General features: G+C 29.5%; 20 protein-coding genes. 12 read left to right on the top strand and 8 right to left on the bottom strand.

What is annotated here, in order from left to right; translation table 11 throughout:
- Window positions 1-16: 16 nt before the first annotated feature.
- The 3 genes from B5F09_RS09905 to B5F09_RS09895 all read right to left on the bottom strand — a co-directional run bounded on the left by B5F09_RS09905 (window position 17) and on the right by B5F09_RS09895 (window position 2,295).
- Complete coding sequence (locus tag B5F09_RS09905; RefSeq protein ID WP_087373904.1) at window positions 17-805, bottom strand: MurR/RpiR family transcriptional regulator; 789 nt, start codon at window positions 803-805, stop codon at window positions 17-19.
- Between the two features lie 68 nt (window positions 806-873).
- Window positions 874-1,446, bottom strand: coding sequence for an RDD family protein (locus B5F09_RS09900; protein WP_087373902.1), 573 nt, complete (start codon window positions 1,444-1,446; stop codon window positions 874-876).
- 123 nt (window positions 1,447-1,569) lie between these two features.
- The gene (locus B5F09_RS09895; RefSeq protein WP_087300801.1) at window positions 1,570-2,295 is read right to left on the bottom strand and encodes a 6-phosphogluconolactonase; all 726 of its coding nucleotides are present in this window, start codon (window positions 2,293-2,295) and stop codon (window positions 1,570-1,572) included.
- 271 nt (window positions 2,296-2,566) lie between these two features.
- On the opposite strand from B5F09_RS09895, the gene B5F09_RS09890 reads away from it, so the two are divergent.
- The 11 genes from B5F09_RS09890 to B5F09_RS09840 all read left to right on the top strand — a co-directional run bounded on the left by B5F09_RS09890 (window position 2,567) and on the right by B5F09_RS09840 (window position 13,335).
- Entirely contained in the window at window positions 2,567-3,934 is a 1,368-nt protein-coding gene (locus tag B5F09_RS09890) for a PTS sugar transporter subunit IIC (protein ID WP_087373900.1), read from the top strand.
- Window positions 3,935-4,127: 193 nt separating this feature from the next.
- Window positions 4,128-4,748: a hypothetical protein gene (locus B5F09_RS09885; protein WP_087373898.1), complete on the top strand. Its 621-nt coding sequence runs from the start codon at window positions 4,128-4,130 to the stop codon at window positions 4,746-4,748.
- Window positions 4,749-4,757: 9 nt separating this feature from the next.
- Window positions 4,758-5,753 (top strand): YafY family protein, encoded by a 996-nt coding sequence (locus B5F09_RS09880; RefSeq protein ID WP_087373896.1) that lies wholly within the window; start codon window positions 4,758-4,760, stop codon window positions 5,751-5,753.
- A gap of 125 nt (window positions 5,754-5,878) precedes the next feature.
- Window positions 5,879-6,727 (top strand): phosphate ABC transporter substrate-binding protein, encoded by an 849-nt coding sequence (locus B5F09_RS09875; RefSeq protein WP_239404313.1) that lies wholly within the window; start codon window positions 5,879-5,881, stop codon window positions 6,725-6,727.
- Between the two features lie 9 nt (window positions 6,728-6,736).
- Complete coding sequence (gene pstC / locus B5F09_RS09870) at window positions 6,737-7,669, top strand: phosphate ABC transporter permease subunit PstC (RefSeq protein ID WP_087300808.1); 933 nt, start codon at window positions 6,737-6,739, stop codon at window positions 7,667-7,669.
- Complete coding sequence (pstA, locus tag B5F09_RS09865; RefSeq protein WP_087373893.1) at window positions 7,662-8,528, top strand: phosphate ABC transporter permease PstA; 867 nt, start codon at window positions 7,662-7,664, stop codon at window positions 8,526-8,528. Before pstC ends, pstA begins: the two co-directional genes overlap by 8 nt.
- Window position 8,529: 1 nt before the next feature.
- On the top strand, window positions 8,530-9,285 hold the full coding sequence (gene pstB / locus B5F09_RS09860; protein WP_087373891.1) for a phosphate ABC transporter ATP-binding protein PstB: 756 nt from the start codon (window positions 8,530-8,532) through the stop codon (window positions 9,283-9,285).
- Between the two features lie 9 nt (window positions 9,286-9,294).
- A complete protein-coding gene (gene phoU, locus B5F09_RS09855; RefSeq protein ID WP_087300814.1) occupies window positions 9,295-9,954 on the top strand; it encodes a phosphate signaling complex protein PhoU in 660 nt (219 codons plus the stop codon).
- A gap of 10 nt (window positions 9,955-9,964) precedes the next feature.
- Window positions 9,965-10,648 carry a response regulator transcription factor gene (locus B5F09_RS09850; protein ID WP_087300816.1) on the top strand — a complete coding sequence of 228 codons (684 nt, stop codon included), beginning with the start codon at window positions 9,965-9,967 and terminating at the stop codon, window positions 10,646-10,648.
- A complete protein-coding gene (locus B5F09_RS09845; protein WP_239404312.1) occupies window positions 10,632-12,332 on the top strand; it encodes an ATP-binding protein in 1,701 nt (566 codons plus the stop codon). Before B5F09_RS09850 ends, B5F09_RS09845 begins: the two co-directional genes overlap by 17 nt.
- Window positions 12,333-12,435: 103 nt before the next feature.
- Window positions 12,436-13,335, top strand: a complete 900-nt coding sequence (locus B5F09_RS09840; RefSeq protein ID WP_087373889.1) for a DegV family protein — start codon at window positions 12,436-12,438, stop codon at window positions 13,333-13,335.
- A 15-nt stretch (window positions 13,336-13,350) separates the two neighbouring features.
- On the opposite strand, the gene B5F09_RS09835 is transcribed toward B5F09_RS09840, so the two are convergent.
- The 3 genes from B5F09_RS09835 to B5F09_RS15215 all read right to left on the bottom strand — a co-directional run bounded on the left by B5F09_RS09835 (window position 13,351) and on the right by B5F09_RS15215 (window position 16,892).
- Complete coding sequence (locus B5F09_RS09835; RefSeq protein WP_087373887.1) at window positions 13,351-15,423, bottom strand: sensor histidine kinase KdpD; 2,073 nt, start codon at window positions 15,421-15,423, stop codon at window positions 13,351-13,353.
- Window positions 15,424-15,434: 11 nt separating this feature from the next.
- Window positions 15,435-16,139: a response regulator transcription factor gene (locus tag B5F09_RS09830; RefSeq protein WP_087300822.1), complete on the bottom strand. Its 705-nt coding sequence runs from the start codon at window positions 16,137-16,139 to the stop codon at window positions 15,435-15,437.
- 291 nt (window positions 16,140-16,430) lie between these two features.
- Window positions 16,431-16,892 carry a TVP38/TMEM64 family protein gene (locus B5F09_RS15215; RefSeq protein WP_239404311.1) on the bottom strand — a complete coding sequence of 154 codons (462 nt, stop codon included), beginning with the start codon at window positions 16,890-16,892 and terminating at the stop codon, window positions 16,431-16,433.
- Window positions 16,893-17,184: 292 nt separating this feature from the next.
- Between B5F09_RS15215 and B5F09_RS15035 the strand changes: the two genes are divergently transcribed.
- Window positions 17,185-17,394 (top strand): hypothetical protein, encoded by a 210-nt coding sequence (locus B5F09_RS15035; RefSeq protein WP_204215295.1) that lies wholly within the window; start codon window positions 17,185-17,187, stop codon window positions 17,392-17,394.
- Between the two features lie 563 nt (window positions 17,395-17,957).
- On the opposite strand, the gene B5F09_RS09815 is transcribed toward B5F09_RS15035, so the two are convergent.
- Window positions 17,958-18,992 (bottom strand): aspartate-semialdehyde dehydrogenase, encoded by a 1,035-nt coding sequence (locus tag B5F09_RS09815; RefSeq protein WP_087300826.1) that lies wholly within the window; start codon window positions 18,990-18,992, stop codon window positions 17,958-17,960.
- Window positions 18,993-18,998: 6 nt separating this feature from the next.
- Window positions 18,999-20,243 (bottom strand): aspartate kinase, encoded by a 1,245-nt coding sequence (locus B5F09_RS09810; RefSeq protein WP_087300827.1) that lies wholly within the window; start codon window positions 20,241-20,243, stop codon window positions 18,999-19,001.

The raw sequence follows: 20,243 nt of genomic DNA, 5'->3' as shown, positions 1-20,243 counted from the left end.
TTTAAAGATATCTTTTTTACTGTGATTTTATATATTCTAGATATTTTAGGGCAATCATTGATTCAATTGTCATTAAACTATAAGGATGACTAGCATAGTCATTTCTAGAACTATAAGTAATATATTCATCAACATATGGAAATGTCGCATTAAGGTTAGATGTGATTAAAACAATTTTTGGCTTATTTTTCTGGTTAGTAAATGGAGTTGTCCGTGGATAAACTCGATTAAAATATGAACCAGATTCAGAAAAAATGATAATTAATGTATTTTCATCGGCATTGTTAATAAATTCTTTTTGGTTTGTGAATTTTATATGTGTAAAGATTAATTTTCCATTTGTTTGTAAGTCGTATTGTAAGTTTAAAGCGATACTTTCAGAATGCATATAACCAAAAGCCCCAACTTCTTTATATTGATAGATGTCTTTAACTAGTGCAGTGATTTGAGAGTCTAGTTTATCGGTATATAGATTTTTTAAATTATCAATGATCGAAAAAACATATGATTGTAAAATGTTTTCGTTTTTAGATGGGGTAAAATTAAATTTATTATGGGCATATCGGTATTCCAAAGGTATTTTAATAATTTGTGACTTTAATGTATTATAATTATCTAAGCCGATTTCTTTACAAAAACGTGAAATACTAGAATTAGAAACAAAACAGTTATTAGCTAAATCACTAATCGATAGATCCTCAAGAGTATGTAAATTTTCTAAAAGATATTTAGCAATTTTATAGTTGTTTGAATCTTTTAGTTCGCTATTGATTGTAGATAATAAAATAATAACTAAATTAAACATGATCATCACCCACTTTATATAATATTTTTTGTATTATATCATGGGATTTCTTTACTTGACAATAAATATTAATCTTTTATAACTATTGTTTTAGCAATCTTATCGTGAAATGATTGTGATTGTTTATTAAAATAAGCGTAAATAATTGAGATTATAGTGATTATATAAGTAAGATATTGCCAATAAGTTGCTATTTGTGAATATCCAACTAAACCAACTAGTTTATGGATACTTGTTGCAGTGATAATGATACCTCCTTCAATCCAGGTACTTGCAATCATATCACGAATAAATAATGTTTTAGCATTTACTGGCTGATAGTCTTCAGTAACTATTTTTATTTTACATATTTTTTTACCCAGTGTTTGGCCTTTAAACAAATAACTAGGAATGACCCAGTAATAAATTATACCAACGATAAAAGCAAAAATTATTAAACCTAAACCTGTCATGAATGGATAATTAGTATATTCAAACATATGTGGTTTTAAATAATCACCATCACGAAGATAAAAAGTTATTGGAATAACTGAAATCATTTGGGTAAGATACCAGTCAATGATCATCGCTAGAAAACGACGCATTCTTGTTTCGACAATTACATTTTTTGATTGTTGACGGTTGATTTTTTTCTTTGCCATAATTTCCTCCTGATTTTAACTTAGTTAAATTATATCAAGGGCACTTTTTTTCTTTCAATTAATTTCCAAATCTTGGAAAAGACAAAAGCCCTGATTTTGCATCAGGGCTAGAAACAACAAAGATTATAAGCGATATTCTTTGTAATCTTCTAAATTTAATAATGAAGCGGCATCTTTATCACAAATAACTGTGAAATTTGGATGTAGTTTTAAGATAGTAGATGGTAATTCATCACTGATAGGAGATTCAATCATTTTTTTCAAAATCTCAGCTTTATGTTTACCATTTACGATCATTACTAAATGTTTAACACGCATTAAACTCTTAGGTCCCATTGATAAAGTAAATGGTAGATCAGGTTTTGGTGGATAAGTAGGGTTTGCTTTGTTTTTTGTAGCACGATCCATTATATATGTATAGCTATCCATTGGTGTACAGCGTGGGCAGTTACTACAAAAATGACCATCCCAACCTAAACCGATTAACATAACATCTAATTCTCCAGCTTGACGAATTTCCCAATCGTATTTTTCCCAATTTTCCATTGTAGTTGTATGAATTCTTTCATCTGGAATATTAGCATCATTGAAAAATAATTCATGCATTTCATCCCAGTTTGGTCCATATGGTTTATCTTTATATGGAGCTTCATCAAATAGATAATATTGAACGTTTTTAAATTGTTCTTTATCTTTAATAATAGGAGCCATCATTTTATATAATGTTTTTGGTGATTCACCAGCAGTTAATGAAATGTTGACACGTTTATCTTGCATCATAGCTCCAAGTAGTATGTGCATTGCACTTTCGCTCATTTCTTTTTCAGTTTCTTCAATAATTAGTTTCATAGTACTCCTCCGTCATTGATTATTTATCATTGAGGAGATAAACACTTACACATTTGTAATTATAGTAAGAAAAATGTGAAAGTCAACTCAAAATAATAGCATTTATAAATTAATTTTTTGCTGTAAATTAGGCTAATTTTATATTTTACTACATTTTATTTTTAAATAACAAGTTATTTCTAAAATATGGAAATATATTCAAAGATTTGGAAATTTGATGAATTTTGTCAATAAAATTACTATACTTGCAGGTAAGAAAGGGGAGATATATATGAATTTCATGGATAAGTTCAACGAACTTGCCAATCGTACTTTGGTCCCTATTGCAACTAAACTGGGAAACCAAAGACATTTAGCAGCAATTCGTGATGGTATGGTTGTAGCGATCCCATTATCTATTTTAGGTGGGGTTTGCTTAATTATTTCAACACCACCATTTACACCTGATACATTACCTGATTGGGGATTTTTCAGTGACATGTTAATGGGGTGGTATAATTGGGCTCAGACCTATAAAGCTGCACTTCAAGTTCCATATAACATGACAATGGCGTTAATGGGACTATTTGTTACTTTTTCAATATCTTATCATTTGGCTAAAAGATATGAAATGCCTGGCTTAAATGCGGCTTGTGTTACTACTGCAGTCTTTTTAATTATGTCAGCACCTTCAATTTCTGCAGTACCAAGCAGTGTTATTAGTGAAGGGGCAAAAGCTTCAGATTTATTAGCTCAAGCAGGATCTTATATTCCAACAACATATTTAGATGCCAAGGGAATATTTACAGGTATTTTATGTTCTATAGGCTGTGTTGAGATAATGCGTTTATTATTGAAGAAAAATATTCGCTTTAAATTACCAGAAGGAGTACCACCAGCAATTACTTCATCATTTGATGCAATTATTCCATTATTTACTTGTGTAATTGTTTTCTATGGTGCTTCATTAATAATTCAAAACTTAAGTGGTGAATTATTACCAAGTATGTTAATGACAATCTTAGCGCCAGCAGTTTCTGGACTAGACTCATTAGTAGGAATTTGTTTAATTACAATAATTGCTCAAGTATTCTGGTTCTTTGGATTACATGGGGCAAGTATTACGCAACCAATTAGATTACCATTTATGCAAATGTATCTAGTTGCTAATATTACAGCATTTAGTGAAGGAAATACTATTGTTCATTTCTTTACGCAACCATTCTGGTCATATGTAATTACTTTAGGTGGTGGGGGAGCAACCTTAGGATTATGTATTTTATTAACTCGTTCTAAATCTAAAGAATTAAAGACATTAGGACGTTTATCAATTGGACCAGCTATCTTTAATATTAACGAACCAATCATCTTTGGGTTACCAATGGTGTTAAATCCATTGATGATGATACCATTTATATTTGTACCAGTCGTCAATTCAATTATTGCTTACGCATTGATGGCATTGAATGTTGTAGGTAAGGGGGTAATTGAAACACCTTGGACGACACCGGCACCTCTAGGAGCAGCTTTAGGTTGTATGGATGTTAAAGCTGGAATTATGGTAATCGGATTAATATTATTAGATATGTTATTATATTACCCATTCTTTAAATTAACAGAAAAACAAAAGCTTCAAGAAGAAGCAGGAGAAACTAATTAAATCAATTGAGTTGATCAACACTTACACACATTTGACAACTGAATAGATTAAGCGAGATTTTATCTCGCTTTTTTTGCATTTAGGGAATACTTTTTATTTAAAACCGTATTTTAGGTTTTAAAATAATAGGTGATATTGGTATAAAATTATAAAAAAATACTATAATAATGATAGATAAAGGAGTGATGAAAAGATGCAGAGTTATTGGCAAGTAGTTGATCGGGATATTATAGATGTAAAAAGATATTTATTAACAGTGTGTGAAGACATTGATGAAGTACATGACCTGGTTAATCAAAGTATGGATATTTATATTTTAAAAAAGAAGATTGCTAAAAATAAAGAATTAGAGATTTTAGTTTTTACAAGAATTAAGCGTTTGATCGATCGGGCGGTTAGTTTACAGGAAATGGAATATGATCTAGTAATGATGAATCTTTTAATCGAACAACATTTTTATCCTTTACTTATTTATAAATATAAATTATTAAATCATATTTTGCAGTTAGGCGGTTTTTCAGTTGAAACATATTGTTTGTTAAGACATTTAATTAAATTTTCTCCCAAAGTTATTGAACCATTTGTTTTATCGGTATGTAAACGCCTTAATATTAATAAAGAAAAATATTATTATTTAACATGTTATATTTTACTACTAGAAAAAGAATATAAAAAGGTATACCATTATTTTAAATATATTAGTATTGATGAAAGAATAGAACGGTATTTGCCATCTTTATATAATTATAGTCCACGCTTATATCGTAAATATGCTAAGATGATGTATGTACCTTTAGAATTAATAAATGAGTAGGAGAATAATATGGGAGAAAAATTGTATTATGTTTATAAGGTGATAAAAGAAAGTCAAGAACCTATTAGTGGTAAGGATATTGTAACGGCATTAAAAGAATATGGTATTAAAGTAGATATTAAAACTGTTTATAGTTTAATTGAGAGAATTAATGATTTTTATCAATGTTTGACTGGTAAGCAATTGATAAAGACTATTAGGCGTAAGGGATTTATTGTTGCTGGTGATTATTTTGAAGATGGTGAATTACAGTTTTTAGTTGATAATGTTATATCTAATAGTAATTTAGATCAAAAAGCAGCTAATAAACTTGTTAATAAATTATTATTATTAAGTTCAAATAACCAGAAAGATCGTTTATATATTGAAAAAGGGCAGCATCAGGATTTAACATTTGATTTGTTAGTAAATCTTACAACAATTATTAAAGCTATCAATAATCAAAGAAATATTGCTTTTAAATATGTTAGTTATGATATTAGGGATAATCATTTAATAGAAGTTTATCATACTAATGGAAATTTAAATGAAGAAACTTATGTTGTATCGCCATATCAAATCATAGTACGTAATTCAATTTATTATTTAGTTGGGTATTTTAATAAACGAAAAGATAGTTTATCGGTTTATCGAATTGACCGAATGCGATTAGTTATGAATTATCGTGGGCGTTATGAAGATGTCCATGAAAGTTATGATATTATTAAAGAATTTGAAAATAATGTTAATATGTATTTTAGTAATGAACATATTGATTTAACAATAATTTTTGATCGGCAAGTAATTAGGGAGGTCGTTAGCCAGTTTGGAAAAGATATTGAAGTAAAAAAAGTGGATAAACAGCGACTGGCAGCTAAAATTTATAATGTAGCAATGTCAGATGGTTTAATCGGCTGGTTAATGATGCTTCAAGATAAAGTAGAAGTAGCTAGTCCTGAAAGTTTACGAACAAATGTTAAAAACAGGTTAACAACAATGTTAGAGATGTATTTAAGAGAGAATTAGTGGCAATTCTCTCTTTTCTTTACATAAACTTAACATAATTAATACAGATTTTTGATATAACGCAAGTGTTAATTTGATTATTATATATGTGTCTTAAGAAAGATAAAGGAAGGGATTTAAGAATTATGAAAAGTATGAAAAAAGTATTTGGAGCATTATTAACATTAGTATTATGCTTAGGATTAGTTGGATGCGGTGGTGGATCAGGTGATTCATCAAACGGAGGCGACATTAGTGGTAAAATCACATTAAACGGTTCTACTTCAATGGAAGAATTCGTTAACGCATTATCAGAAGGAATTAAAGAACAATATCCTAATTTAACATTAGAACCACAATTCACTGGTTCAAGTGCTGGTATTGAAGCTGCTATTGATGGAACTTCTGATATTGGTAATTCATCTAGATCATTAACTGATGATGAAAAAAATCAAGGTTTAGTTGAAAATATCGTTGCAATTGATGGTATCGCTATTGTTACTCATGCAGACAATGAAATTAGTAACTTAACTACTGATCAATTAAAACAAATCTATACTGGTCAAATTACTAACTGGTCACAAGTTGGTGGACCTGATCAACAAATCGTAGTTATTGGACGTGAAGCTGGTTCAGGTACTCGTGGAGCTTTTGAAGAAATCTTAGGTATTGAAGATCAATGTAATTACGCTCAAGAGTTAAATGAAACTGGAGCAGTAATGGGACGTGTAGCTGAAACTGAAGGTGCTATTGGTTACGTATCATTCGAAGCAATCCAAGACAATGATACTGTTAAAGCTTTAACTTTAGATGACGTTGAAATCTCTACTGATACAATTAAAGATGGTTCATATACATTACAAAGACCATTCGTAATGGCAACTAAAGGTGAAGTAAGTGAACAAAGCGAACAAGTACAAGCTTTATTTGAATTCATTAATAGTGAAGCAGGACAAAAAATCGTTGAATCTTGTGGATTAGTTAGTCCAAATTAGGAGTAAGTTATGAAAAAAGACATGTTATCTATTATAAGTAATAGAAAAACAAAGTCTATGGTAGAAAAGGCAGCCGCGATAATTTTTCGTGGCTGTGCTATTGTATCTATCGTTGCTGTAGTTTCTATTACTGGTTATATGATTATTTCTGGTACTCCAGCTTTATTTGAAGTTGGTATTGCTGATATTCTTTTTAGCAGTGTGTGGGCACCAACAGCAGCTGACCCGCAATATGGTATTTTGATGATTATTTTGACATCAATTGTAGGTGTTTTTTTAGCAATTTTAATTGGGGTACCAATTGGTGTATTTACAGCAATAAATTTAGCTGAAATTGCTAACCCAAAAGTAAGAAAAATAGTTAAAGCTGCAATTGAATTACTAGCAGGGATACCATCTGTTGTATATGGGCTATTAGGTATTTTAATTGTATGTCCTTTTATGTATAAAATTGAAATGTGGATTTTTGAAGGATCTACTACTCATCAATTTACTGGTGGGGCTAACTTAATTTCGGCAATTATTGTATTGGCAATTATGATTTTGCCAACATTAATTAATATTACAGAAACAGCATTAAATACTGTTCCTGATGATTATCGTAAAAGTTCTTTGGCTTTGGGAGCAAGCCAAATCCAAACAATTTTTAAAGTTGTTTTACCTAGTGCGAAATCTGGGATTGTTTCAGCAATTGTCCTTGGGGTAGGAAGAGCTATTGGTGAAGCGATGGCAATCTTATTAGTTGCTGGTAACTCAGTTAATGCGCCATTACCATTTAATTCAGTACGTTTTTTAACAACTGGAATTGTATCAGAAATGGGGTATGCAGCTGGAACTCATCGACAAGTATTGTTTACAATCGGTTTAGTTCTATTTGTTTTCATTATGGCAATTAACTTAATCTTAACATTTATTATCAAGAAAGGAGACGAAAATGAATAGTGTAAGTATTTTCGACAAAAAAAGTCGAGTTAGTGATAAAGTCTTATATTTCTTGATTCAATTTGCAAGTGCCCTTTCAGTATTAGTATTAGTTGTTTGTATTGGCTATATCTTATATCGTGGTATACCAGCTTTTGATTTTTCGTATTTAGTTAATACAACAAGTATATTAAATGATACTGTAGGAATTTTACCAAATATTATTAATACTTTATATATAGTTGTTGTAACTTTATTAGTTGCTTGTCCAATTGGAATTGGGGGCGCTATCTTCTTAAATGAATATGCTAAAAATAAAAAATTTGTTAGTGTTATTTCTTTTACTACTGAAGTTTTAGCCGGTATTCCATCAATTATTTATGGTTTGTTTGGGATGCTATTCTTTGGTGAATTATGCCGTTTAGGATTTTCAATTTTATCTGGTGCTTTTACATTAGCAATAATGATTTTACCGATCATTACAAGAAATACTCAAGTTGCTTTAGAGGCGGTTCCTAAAAGTTATCGTGAAGCTGCTTTAGGTATCGGAGCAACTAAATGGTATATGATTAGAACAGTTCTTTTACCTAGTGCAATGCCTGGTATTTTAACTGGAATTATTCTAGGTATGGGTAGAATCGTTGCTGAATCAGCAGCACTTCTATATACAGCTGGATCACTTAGTATTTTACCAACTAATGTGATTACACACTTATTTAGTTCTGGTGCAACATTAACAATTCAGCTATACTTAGAAATGGCTAAAGGAAGTTATGAAGTTGCTTTTGTAATTGCGTTAGTATTGATTGTAATTGTTTTAGGATTGAACTTCCTAGCAAAATGGATTTCAAATAAATTTGATGTAAATAAGGTGGATTAGAATGGAAAATAAAATCGAAGCAAGAAATCTAGATTTATACTATGGTGAAAAACATGCGTTAAAAAATGTTAATCTAGATATTAAAACAAATAAAATTACTGCTTTTATCGGTCCTTCAGGTTGTGGAAAGTCTACATTTTTAAAGACTTTAAATCGTATGAATGACTATGTTAAAGATGTAAAAATTATAGGAAATGTTACTTTAGATGGTGAAGATATCTATGATAGTCGTGTTGATACTACTGTATTAAGAAAAAAAGTTGGTATGGTATTTCAACAACCAAATCCATTTCCAATGAGTATTTATGATAACATTGCTTATGGACCAAGAATTCATGGTATTAAAAATAAAAAGACATTAGATAAAATCGTTAAAGATTCATTGGAAGCTGCAGCTTTATATGATGAAGTTAAAGATCGTTTGCATACAAGTGCTTTAGGTTTATCCGGTGGGCAACAACAACGTTTATGTATTGCTAGAGCATTAGCTGTTGAACCAGAAGTAATCTTATTAGATGAACCTACTAGTGCTTTGGACCCAATTTCAACTTTGAAAATTGAAGAATTATTATTAGAATTAAAAGATAAATATACTATTGCAATTGTAACTCACAATATGCAACAAGCTAGTCGTATTGCTGATTATACTGCTTTCTTCTTGGTTGGAGAAATGGTAGAATATGGTAAGACAAAAGATGTCTTTGGTATGCCAAAAGATAAGCGAACTGAAGATTATATTACCGGAAGATTTGGATAGGAGATTAACATGTTAAGAAGTAATTTTGAAAATGATTTAAATAAATTACACGTTGATTTAGATAAAATGTGTCATTTAGTTGTTTTAGCAATTGAAAATTGTATTGTTGCTTTTAAAAGCGGTGATCGTGAACTATGTCGTGATATTATTTCAGGCGACAAAGTTATTAATGATATGGAAAGAACAATTGAAGCACGTTGTCTATCACTGATTTTAAAACAACAGCCAGTTGCTAGTGATTTAAGAAATGTTTCAACAGCATTAAAAGTAGTAACTGACTTAGAAAGAATTGGCGATCAAGGTGCTGATATTGCCGAAATCTTGTTAGATACTGATGTAACATGTCCATACAAAATGGTAGAACATATACCTAATATGGCTGCTTTAGCTAAGGAGATGGTAAAAGGTTCAGTTGAAGCTTTCCATCAATCTAGCTTAGAAAAAGCTAAAGAAATCAAGAATATGGAAGAAAAAATGAATGGACTATTTAAAGAGGTTAAGGTAGAATTAACTCAAATAGTTAATGAAACAGCAGAAAATATTGATTTAGTAATTAATTTCTTAATGATTGCTAAATATTTCGAAAGAATTGGTGATCATGCTGTTAATATTTGTGAATGGGTTGAATTTAATCAAACAGGGTCAGTAGACAATTATCGTTTGATTTAGGAGGTATAAAATGGCAGAACGTATATTTGTAATTGAAGATGATGAAAATATTCGCGAAATAATTAATTTAGCACTTGTAAGCAATGGCTATGAAGTAGTGCAATTTGATAATGCTATTGATGCATTAGCAGAAATTGATAAAAATGCACCGGATTTGGCAATCTTTGATTTAATGTTGCCAAAAATGAGTGGACTTGATGCAATTGTTAAGATTAGAGAAACTAATAATGAATTACCAATTTTAATTCTTAGTGCTAAAGATCGTGAAATTGATAAAGTAAATGGTTTAGATAGTGGTTCTGATGATTATATGACCAAACCATTTGGAATTCTTGAATTACAAGCCCGAGTACGTTCGCTGCTAAGACGGCATAAAACTAGCGATGTAATCAAAACTAAACATTTAATGGTTGATAAACAGACAAGAACTGTTAAATTAGATGGTCAAAATTTAGAACTAACTAATAAAGAATATTTATTATTAGTATACTTAATGGATAATAAACACCGTGTTGTAGAAAGAGAAGAATTATTAAATGAAATCTGGGGATATGATTTTATCGGTGAATCACGAGCACTAGATGTTCATATTCGTGCTTTAAGAAGTAAATTAAAGGATGATGGTCATAAATATATCAGAACGGTTCGTAGTGTTGGATATCGTTTCTACGAGGAGGATGCTGATAGTGAATAAGACAATATTTCGCTATTTTTTAACCGTTTTATTAATTACATTAATATTATCAAGTAGTGTATCAATGGTCATTTTATCCAATCAATTACTTGAAAATACTGAGCATGATATGCTTTATGCAGTAAAACTAATAGAGTATCAATTAGATGATAAACAGGATTTAAAGGAACAAGTTGTTCCTTTAAATGACCTGGCATATAATGATAATACCCGTCTAACAATTATTGATACAGATGGCGATGTTTTAGCTGATAGTGATGAAGAATCAATTGAAGAAAATCATCGCGGTCGTGAAGAAGTTAGAGAAGCTTTAAGCGATGGGGTAGGTTATGCAACTCGTTATTCACAAACAACACATCAAAATATGCTTTATGTGGCTGTATTTAATGATGATTATATTGTTCGTTTGTCGTTACCTTATGATGGGATTTTTGATTATTTACCAGTTTTAATCAAACCACTTGGAATAGGAGCTGTAATATCGTTAGTAATTGCTTTAATATTATCAAAGCGTTTTGCTAATACGCTAACAGCACCACTTCAAGAAATTACAACTCAAGTAATGAAAATGAAAGATTATCGCGAATTAGAATTCGACGATTATAAATATGATGAATTTAATATTATTGCTTATAAATTGGAAGAACAGGCCAAAACAATTCATGATACTATGAAAACATTAAAAGAAGAACGAATTAAAATAAACGGCATTCTTGATCAAATGAAAGAAGGATTTATTTTATTAGATAGTAATTTTGATGTTTTGATGGTGAATCGTAAGGCACAAAAATTATATGGTAATACAATTAAATTAAATCGTTCAATAAAGGATTTTATCTTTGATTTTAAAATAATAAATGCTTTAGATCATTTATCTACTGAAAGACAAATAGTGGAAATTGAAAAAGAAAAAGAATTTTATAACTGCTATGTAGCTAAAGTAGATTATGGAGTAACATTATTGTTTGTTAATGTTACAGAACAACATAACTCTATGAAAATGAGACAGGAATTTTTCTCTAATGTTTCTCATGAATTAAAAACACCTATTACTTCTATACGTGGTTATAGTGAATTGCTGGAAGCTGGAGTTATCAATGATGAGGGCGCTAAAAAGAAAGCATTAGATAAAATCCATGACGAAGTCGATAATATGTCTAATTTGATTAATGACATTTTAATGATTTCTCGATTAGAAAATAAAGATATTGATGTTATTAAACATCCAGTTCATTTAATGCCGTTAGTTGATGAAATTGTTGATACAATGCAAGTTGAAATCGACAAGCGTCATTTAACAGTGACTAAAAATGTAGAAGATATAACTTATATTTCTAATCATCAGCATATGTATCAGTTATTAAGTAATTTAATAACTAATGCAATTAAATATAATGTTGAAAATGGAAGTATAACAATCGAAGCTCATCAATCTGAAACAAATATTATTATTGTAGTGAGTGATACTGGTAGAGGTATTTCTAAGATAGATCAAGGTCGAGTATTTGAAAGATTCTTTAGATGCGATCAAGGGCGCGATAAGGAAACAGGTGGTACTGGACTAGGGTTAGCTATTGTTAAACATATCGTACAATACTATCATGGTAATATTCATCTATCTAGTAAGCTTAATGAGGGGACTACATTTAAAATTGTTTTACCAATGGTTGATAAAATTCTATAATATTTAAAAAGCAATGTTCATTCATTGCTTTTTATTATAAAAATTCATCATTTCTTAATAAGTTAGTAGTATAATTATACTAATATAGAGATGAGGGATGAAAATGTATAGAATTGTAACATATGGATCTTGTGATTTAGGTACCGATTTAACAAAGAAACTGGATGTAGATGTCGTACCATTTTATATTTCTTTAGATGGAGTTAATTATCAAAAAGAAATAGCAGAATTAGGAATTAGAGAGTTTTATCAATTTATGGTTGATAATCCTAAAGTATTTCCTAAAACTTCAATGCCATCAATTCAAGATTATTTAGATGCATTTAAACCATTAGCTGCTAAAAAGATTGATATTATTTGTATTTGTATTACAACAAAATTTTCTGGCTCATATAATTCAGCTATTAATGCTAAAGAAATTTTATTAGAAGACTATCCAGATGTAAAAATTGAAGTTATTGATGCAACTGTTAATACTGTTTTACAAGGAATGCTAGTTGAAGAAGCAGTTGCTAAGAAAAACAGTGGAGCGTCTTTTGAAGAAACAGTTGCTTTTATTAATGATATAAAAAGTACGGGACGAATCTTTTTTACAATTGGCAGTATGGATTATTTGATTCATGGTGGTCGTGTTGGTAAATTATCGGGTATTGCCGCTGGAGCATTAGGAATAAAACCATTGATTTTATTAAAAGAAGGTGAAATTTTTAATAATGGTATTACTCGTGGCCGCAAAAAATCTAAAGCTAAAGTAATGGAACAAATAATTAATTATTTACAGGAAATGAATCTTAATCTAAATGAATATCGATTTGCAGTAGGATTTGGCTACGATAAAGATGAAGGACAGGAATTTAAAGAACAGTTTATAGAAAAATTAAAAACTTATGATCCTAATTATGAGTGTGATATTCCACTACGTCAGATTGGTGCAACGATTGGTGTTCATACAGGACCATATCCAATTGGTGTTGGTCTATTAAAAAAATTTAAAAATAAATAAGGGGAGAAAATCCCCTTATTTTAGGTTGAAAATTACAGTTGTTTTAAACAAATCACCATCAACGTTTATATTAAAAGTACCGTGTTGAAGTTCGGTGAAGCTTTTAGCAATCGATAAACCTAATCCACTGCCACTAGTATTTCTAGAAGTATCACCTTGAACAAATCTCTCTACTAATTTAGCTTCTGAAACTTTAATTTCATCAGCAGAAATGTTTTTAAATGAGATGCTTACCTGATTATCTTCTTTTATAATATCAATGTAAACTCGAGTATTTTCAAGAGCGTACTTACTAATATTTGTTAATAAGTTTTGGAATATTCGATATGTTTTAGAACTATCAAGATTTAAAATGATTTTTTCATCAGGATAATTAGTTTTAAAAATTAAATTTTTTGCGTTAAATTGATCTTCTAATTCAAATTTTGCTTGTTGAATTAATGCAATAATATCAACAGGAACTATATTTAACTTCACATCGCCACTATTTACTTTAGCTACCTCAAATAAATCATCGATTAAATTTTTAAGTCTTAAAGCATTACGATCTAAAGTATTAATGTATTCTCTTTGCTGTTGTTTATCAAGATCTTCATTTTTTAATAAATCAATATAAGTAATAATTGATGTTAATGGTGTTTTTAAATCATGAGATACATTAGAAATTAATTCTGTTTTCATTTTCTGTGATTTAACTTCTTCATTAACAGCTTTTTCAAAACCGTTTTTTACATTAGTAAATTCATGTCCTAAAGAATTGAAAATACCAATATCCTGATGGACTTCGACATCAAAATCACCATTTGAAAGTCTTTTTACTGCAGTTAGTAAAACCTGATAATTTTTTTGGAAATCTTTAAATTTATTTTTCAATATATAAAATAGAATAGCTGAATAGATTAAAGTAAAGAAAATACCAAAAGTAAAAAAACAACAAATAATAGAAACAATAATACAGTTAACTACTACTATTTTAAGAATTATTTTATTGATATCATCATTAAAATCAAAATTAGCAGCTTTATCAATTAAATGTTTTATAGTTTTTAAAATCCAGGCACAGATAGTATTTTTCTTTAAAGAATTAACAAATCCTTCTTTAAAATAAGATTTTAAATAGAAGATTGTAAACATAGCTAAGTATAAAAGTCCCATCCAGGCAACAACATTCATAGTGGCAATAATTGCTTCACTATAATCAGTTAACCCAATAGAATTTAGTCTTGATAAATAATAGCCATTACTAAAATCAACAATTAAACTATAAATAACAACTATTATCCCGGCAAATGCTACGGCAATTAAAATAGCTAGTGGTTCGAGTTTGATTTTAGCAGGATATTTAAATATACCAATTTCTTTTTCGGTTTCATATGGATAAATTAGAATATAAATACAAACTACGACAATGGCACATAAGGCAATTGGAATAATATTTTCGATTACTAAATTAGAAGCTTCATAAGCAATAGAATCTTCAGAATCAGTAATAATATTTTGAGGGACCGCTAAATAAATAGTAAAATTGCTTGGGTTATTTAAGATCCAGTCGCTGCCATCATAATAGAGATAATCAAAATTAGATTGTTTGTAATTATTCCAGATTAATTCAAAATTTTGTTTTACGGATTTATCATTACCTATAGAATCATATGATAATATTCCGTTTTCATCAAAGTTAAGCATTACATACCATTGATATTTGTCTTGTAAATTTTTATCGTTTTGAATATTAGCTAAATTATCATTAGTGTTTGATGAAATATTATTATTACCAGTGGCATAATAGATAATATTCTTTTTACTATCCATTCTTTCTAAATTATAAATAATATTACTTTGATAAAATGAATTAGTCGTTTTTTCATTAGCAGTAATATATTTATTAATACCCTCTTTACCAACATTATCAAGTTCAAAGCTGATTGGATAAACAGTATCTAGTATGTCATAAAGAACATAGTTTTGGTTAAAATCAACAGTTTCATTCCCATCTTTAGTTATTTGATAGCAAGAATAAACACCGATACTACTAATAAGTAAAATGATAATCGTTAAAATACTGAATAATATTTTCTTTTTATTCAATTTAATCACCTCTACATTTTTTCGATTTTATATCCAACACCCCAGACTACTTTTAAATACTGTGGATTACTTGGATTGATTTCAATTTTCTCGCGAAGATTGCGAATATGCACCATTACTGTTTCGGTATTTATAGCTGTTTCATGCCAAACATTTTCATATATTTGTTCACTTGAGTAAACCCGCCCAGGCTGTTTCATTAACAGTTCAAGAATCTTTAATTCGATTGGTGTTACTTTTATCAGTTTACCATCAACACTAACTTCTTTAGTATCAAGATCTAACTCTAGTCCGCCAACAACATATTTATTGCTTTCAACAGTATTTTTATTTACCATGTCTAAATATTTATGATATCGTCTTAATTGCGAAGAAACTCTGGCTAATAGCTCCATTGGGACAAATGGTTTAGTTACATAATCGTCACCACCAATATTTAAACCAGTAATTTTATCAATATCTTCAGATTTTGCTGATAAGAAAATAATTGGAAAATCATGTTTTTCTCGTACTTTCATTGTCATTTCAATTCCATCCATTATTGGCATCATGATATCAACGATTGCTAAATGAATAGTGTTATTTTCGATAATTTCGATTCCTTCTTTACCATTATGAGCAATATATACATTATAGTTTTGTGATTTTAGATAAATAGCAATTGCTTTGGCAATTTCAATTTCATCTTCAACTACTAAAATATTATCTTGAGTCATTTTTCTACTTCCTTTCACCTTCTATATTATAGAATGAATATATTAAGAATAGTAGAAATGATTTCCAAAGATTTTCTAAAGATTCTTTTTTTTTGATATAAAAATTGTAACAAATTAAACCGATTAAAGATATAAGACCGGTAATTACAAAGACTAAAATTGTAAAGCGATAGTTTTGATTGGATAGGGCATTTCCACCAATCGTACTAGTAATTACTGATGGTATCCTAGCAAAAGTGGTTAGTAAAAGAAATGTTTTAAGCTTGATTCTTGTAAATGGTGCAATGTAGGTTAAAAGATCTTTTGGAGTGCCGGGAATAAAAAAATAATAAAAATGATTAATTCAAGATTTTTCTCTTTTTTTAAAAAAGCAACTTCATGAAACTTTTTTAAATCAAAAAATTTTTTAACAAAATTCAAACCAAATTTTTCAATAAACCAATAGATAAAGATGCTGCCAATGATAGAACCTGTTAGACAAATTATTAATCCAGGAATTGTACCATAACAAAAGCCGGCAGCTACTTCAATAATTTCACCTGGTAGAAATACAAAAATAACTTGAATGGTCATTGCAAAAACTAATATTAATTTGCCCCAATTACCAAATTCTGCTAATTTTTCTTTTAAAATAGCTGGATCATTTAAGTAGTTAGAAAATGGTTTATATAAAATTAAACAAATTAGAGCCATGGCAATGACCATAGTCAAAAAAATCAAAATATTTTTTTTATTTTCGGTAATTTTACTCATTTCTTTCACCTCGATATTAGTATAGACAACTAATCTAAAACAAAACGGGTGATTTTTCTAAAAAATAAATAAAGAAAATAGTAGATTTAATTTATATTTAATGAAATTTTGACAGAAAAAATCATTTAGGATACTAATTTTGTTTACTTAAAAAGTTATTTGTTTTTAGCAGATAAGGTAAGAGGCTAAAATACTATTGTTTTATTGGACTTTTTTGAAAGAAATGTATATTAATGAAAACAATTAATTAAGTGGATTTTAAATAGTTATTTGTGACCTTTTTGGTAATGCTATGATTAGTTCATATAGTATTGGCGATATAGCTATAGTAAATCAGTATCAATATCTAGATCAAGCAGTGGCCTTGGTTGTAGTAGGACCAATCTGGAAAATTATTTATAGTTTAGGAGTGATGATAGGAATTGGGGGTTCTGTAATTTTAAGTATTGTCAAAGGCAAAGAGGATAATAAGAAGGGACAAAAAAATTTTTGGCTTTGTTAATTGGAATGATAAGATTAGTAATTATTTTTTTGATGAGCCAATGTTGATGTTTTTTGGTGGTGAGGTAAGTTTTATGCTGTTATTTAAACAATATTTAATATCAATTAAATTTATTCTGCTATTATTTTTATTTAATAAAATGTAGCTAGCTTTTTTATGAATCCACAGGACTAGCGACAATTACAATATTAGCTGGTGGAGTATTTAATGTTTTGGAGATTATTTCTTTGGTATAGATACGACAATTATGAGAAGGTATGGTTTATCGTTTGTTTTTTACCATTTAATATTTTTTCAATATATTATTTTATCTCTAATCTTTGATGAAACCATGAATTTCATTTTTTATTTTGGTATTAAGAGGATTAGTTATTAGTGGAATCATGATTTATTACCAGCAATTGTTGGTGGTGATAGTATCTGGTTTGCTATGTTGATAACTGAAGCAATTGTAGCAGTAATTGTTATATATTATATGCGTCGTTATACTAGAGAGCTGACTTTGCAAAATAATTAATATATTTATTTAAACAAAAAATCCACCAAATAGTGGATTTTTGTTTTTATAATAGACCCATTTCAATCATTTTAAGACCAATATCAACTGAGTTATAGGCAGCACCTTTCATTAATTGATCGGCTACGATCCATAAGCTTAAAGCATTTGGATTATCTAAATCTTTACGAACACGTCCAACATGAACTAATTCATCACCAACAAAAAGGTTAGCCATTGGATAGATTTGATTTTCAACATCATCATATAATTCAACACCAGTAGAATTTCTTAATAGTTCAAATGCTTTATCGATATCAATTGGTTTTTTTGTTTCGATATAAACTGATTCAGAATGACCACGTAAAACTGGAACACGAACACAAGTCGCATTTACTTTAATATCTTTATTGAAGATTTTTTTGGTTTCATTAACCATTTTCATTTCTTCTTTAGTGAAGTGATTATCTAAATCAAATTTATCAACTTGAGGGATACAGTTAAATGCAATAGGGAAATGCTTTTTATCGCTAGCACAAGGAAGCGTTTTAGCAATCGGTTCTTTACCGTCTAATACTTCTTGAGATTGACGATATAATTCTTCCATTCCTGCTACTCCAGCACCAGATACTGCTTGATAAGTAGAAACGATGATTCGTTCAATATCAAAATATTCATTTAAACGATTTAAAGCACTAACCATTTGAATTGTAGTACAGTTTGGATTAGCGATAATTCCTTTGTGATTTCTTAAAGCTTCACCATTTACTTCAGGTACTACTAATGGAACATCAGGATCCATTCTAAAATGACTAGTATTATCGATATTAACACATCCAGCTTTTACAGCATATTCCATATATTTTTCAGAAATGCTGCCACCAGCTGACCAGAATGCTACTTCAATACCTTCAAAACTATTTTCTGTTAATTCTTCAACAATAAATTTATGTCCTTCAAATTCAATTTCTTTTCCAGCACTACGTGAAGATGCTAAAAGTTTGATACTTTCAAAAGGGAAGTTGAATTGAAAAATACATCTAAGCATTTCTCTTCCAACTGCACCTGTAGCACCGACAATTGCAACTTTATATTTTTTCATTTTAAATTACTTCCTTTCTTTTTTTCCTAAAAAAGCTTCGTGTAATAAAACCTGAGCTTTTTTTACTTCATCACGATCAATATAACATGAAATATTAATTTCTGAACAAGATGTCATTTCGACATTGATTTCGTTTTCCATTAAAGTATTATATGCTTTTTGGAACATACCGCGATTATTTTTGATTCCCACTCCAATTACCGATACTTTTCCAATATTACCGCGGACAATTGTTCGTTCAGCATTTAATTGTGATTTAAGTTCATTCATTACTTCAATAACAGCAGGAACATCTTTGTCATTGATAACTAAAGAAATATCCATTTTACCGCCACCAACTAAAGCCTGGTTAAATACGTTAACATTAACACCAGCATCAGCAATTCTCTGGAATAAATTACCAGCGCTATTGTTTGTAGCATCAACTTTTACAAGTGTGATTCTAGCTTCGTTTTGTGAACCAGTAATTCCTGATATAATTAATTGATTAAGATTTTCTTTCATAATAAGTTCATCTCCTATAACATATGTCCCTTTGATATCTTCGAATGAAGAACGGGCATGTATTGCAATATTGTGACTAGCGGCAAGCTGTACACAACGATGATTTAACACTTTAGCGCCATTTTTAGATAATTCTAGCATTTCAGCATAACTAATATAATCTAATTTTATGGCATCAGGTACGATTCTAGGATCAGCTGTATAAATACCATTGACGTCACTATAAATTTCAACTTCGCTAGCATCTACGGCTACACCGATTGCAACAGCTGATAAGTCACTGCCACCACGGCCAAGGGTAGTAATTTTACCATGAATTGAATGACCTTGGAAGCCAGGACAGAATACGACATCAGCGTAATTTAATTTTTCAATAATATCTTTTCCTTCTACCTGATTAATTGTAGCGTTATTAAAAGTCGAGTCAGTTACAATTCCTAATTCATCGTTAGTAATAGTTGCTGTTTTGTAACCAAGACTGGCCATTTCTCCTTTACATACTAAAGTAGAAATTGTTTCACCGATACTAGTTAGACGATCGATTTCTTCATCGGTTAACTGTTTAGTATTAACAATTGATAACAATGTATCAGTAGCATAAGGATCATCATAGCGACCCATTGCGGATACAACTGCAACAACTTTATTGCCGTTATTAATTTCTCGAATAATATTGTTGTACATCACTGAACGTGTTTCCCGGGAACGTGTTGATGTTCCGCCAAATTTTTGGACAATAATGTTCAT

Source organism: Erysipelatoclostridium sp. An173 (assembly GCF_002160495.1).
Classification (GTDB): domain Bacteria; phylum Bacillota_I; class Bacilli_A; order Erysipelotrichales; family Coprobacillaceae; genus Thomasclavelia; species Thomasclavelia merdavium.
This window is presented reverse-complemented; position numbering and strand designations above follow the sequence as displayed.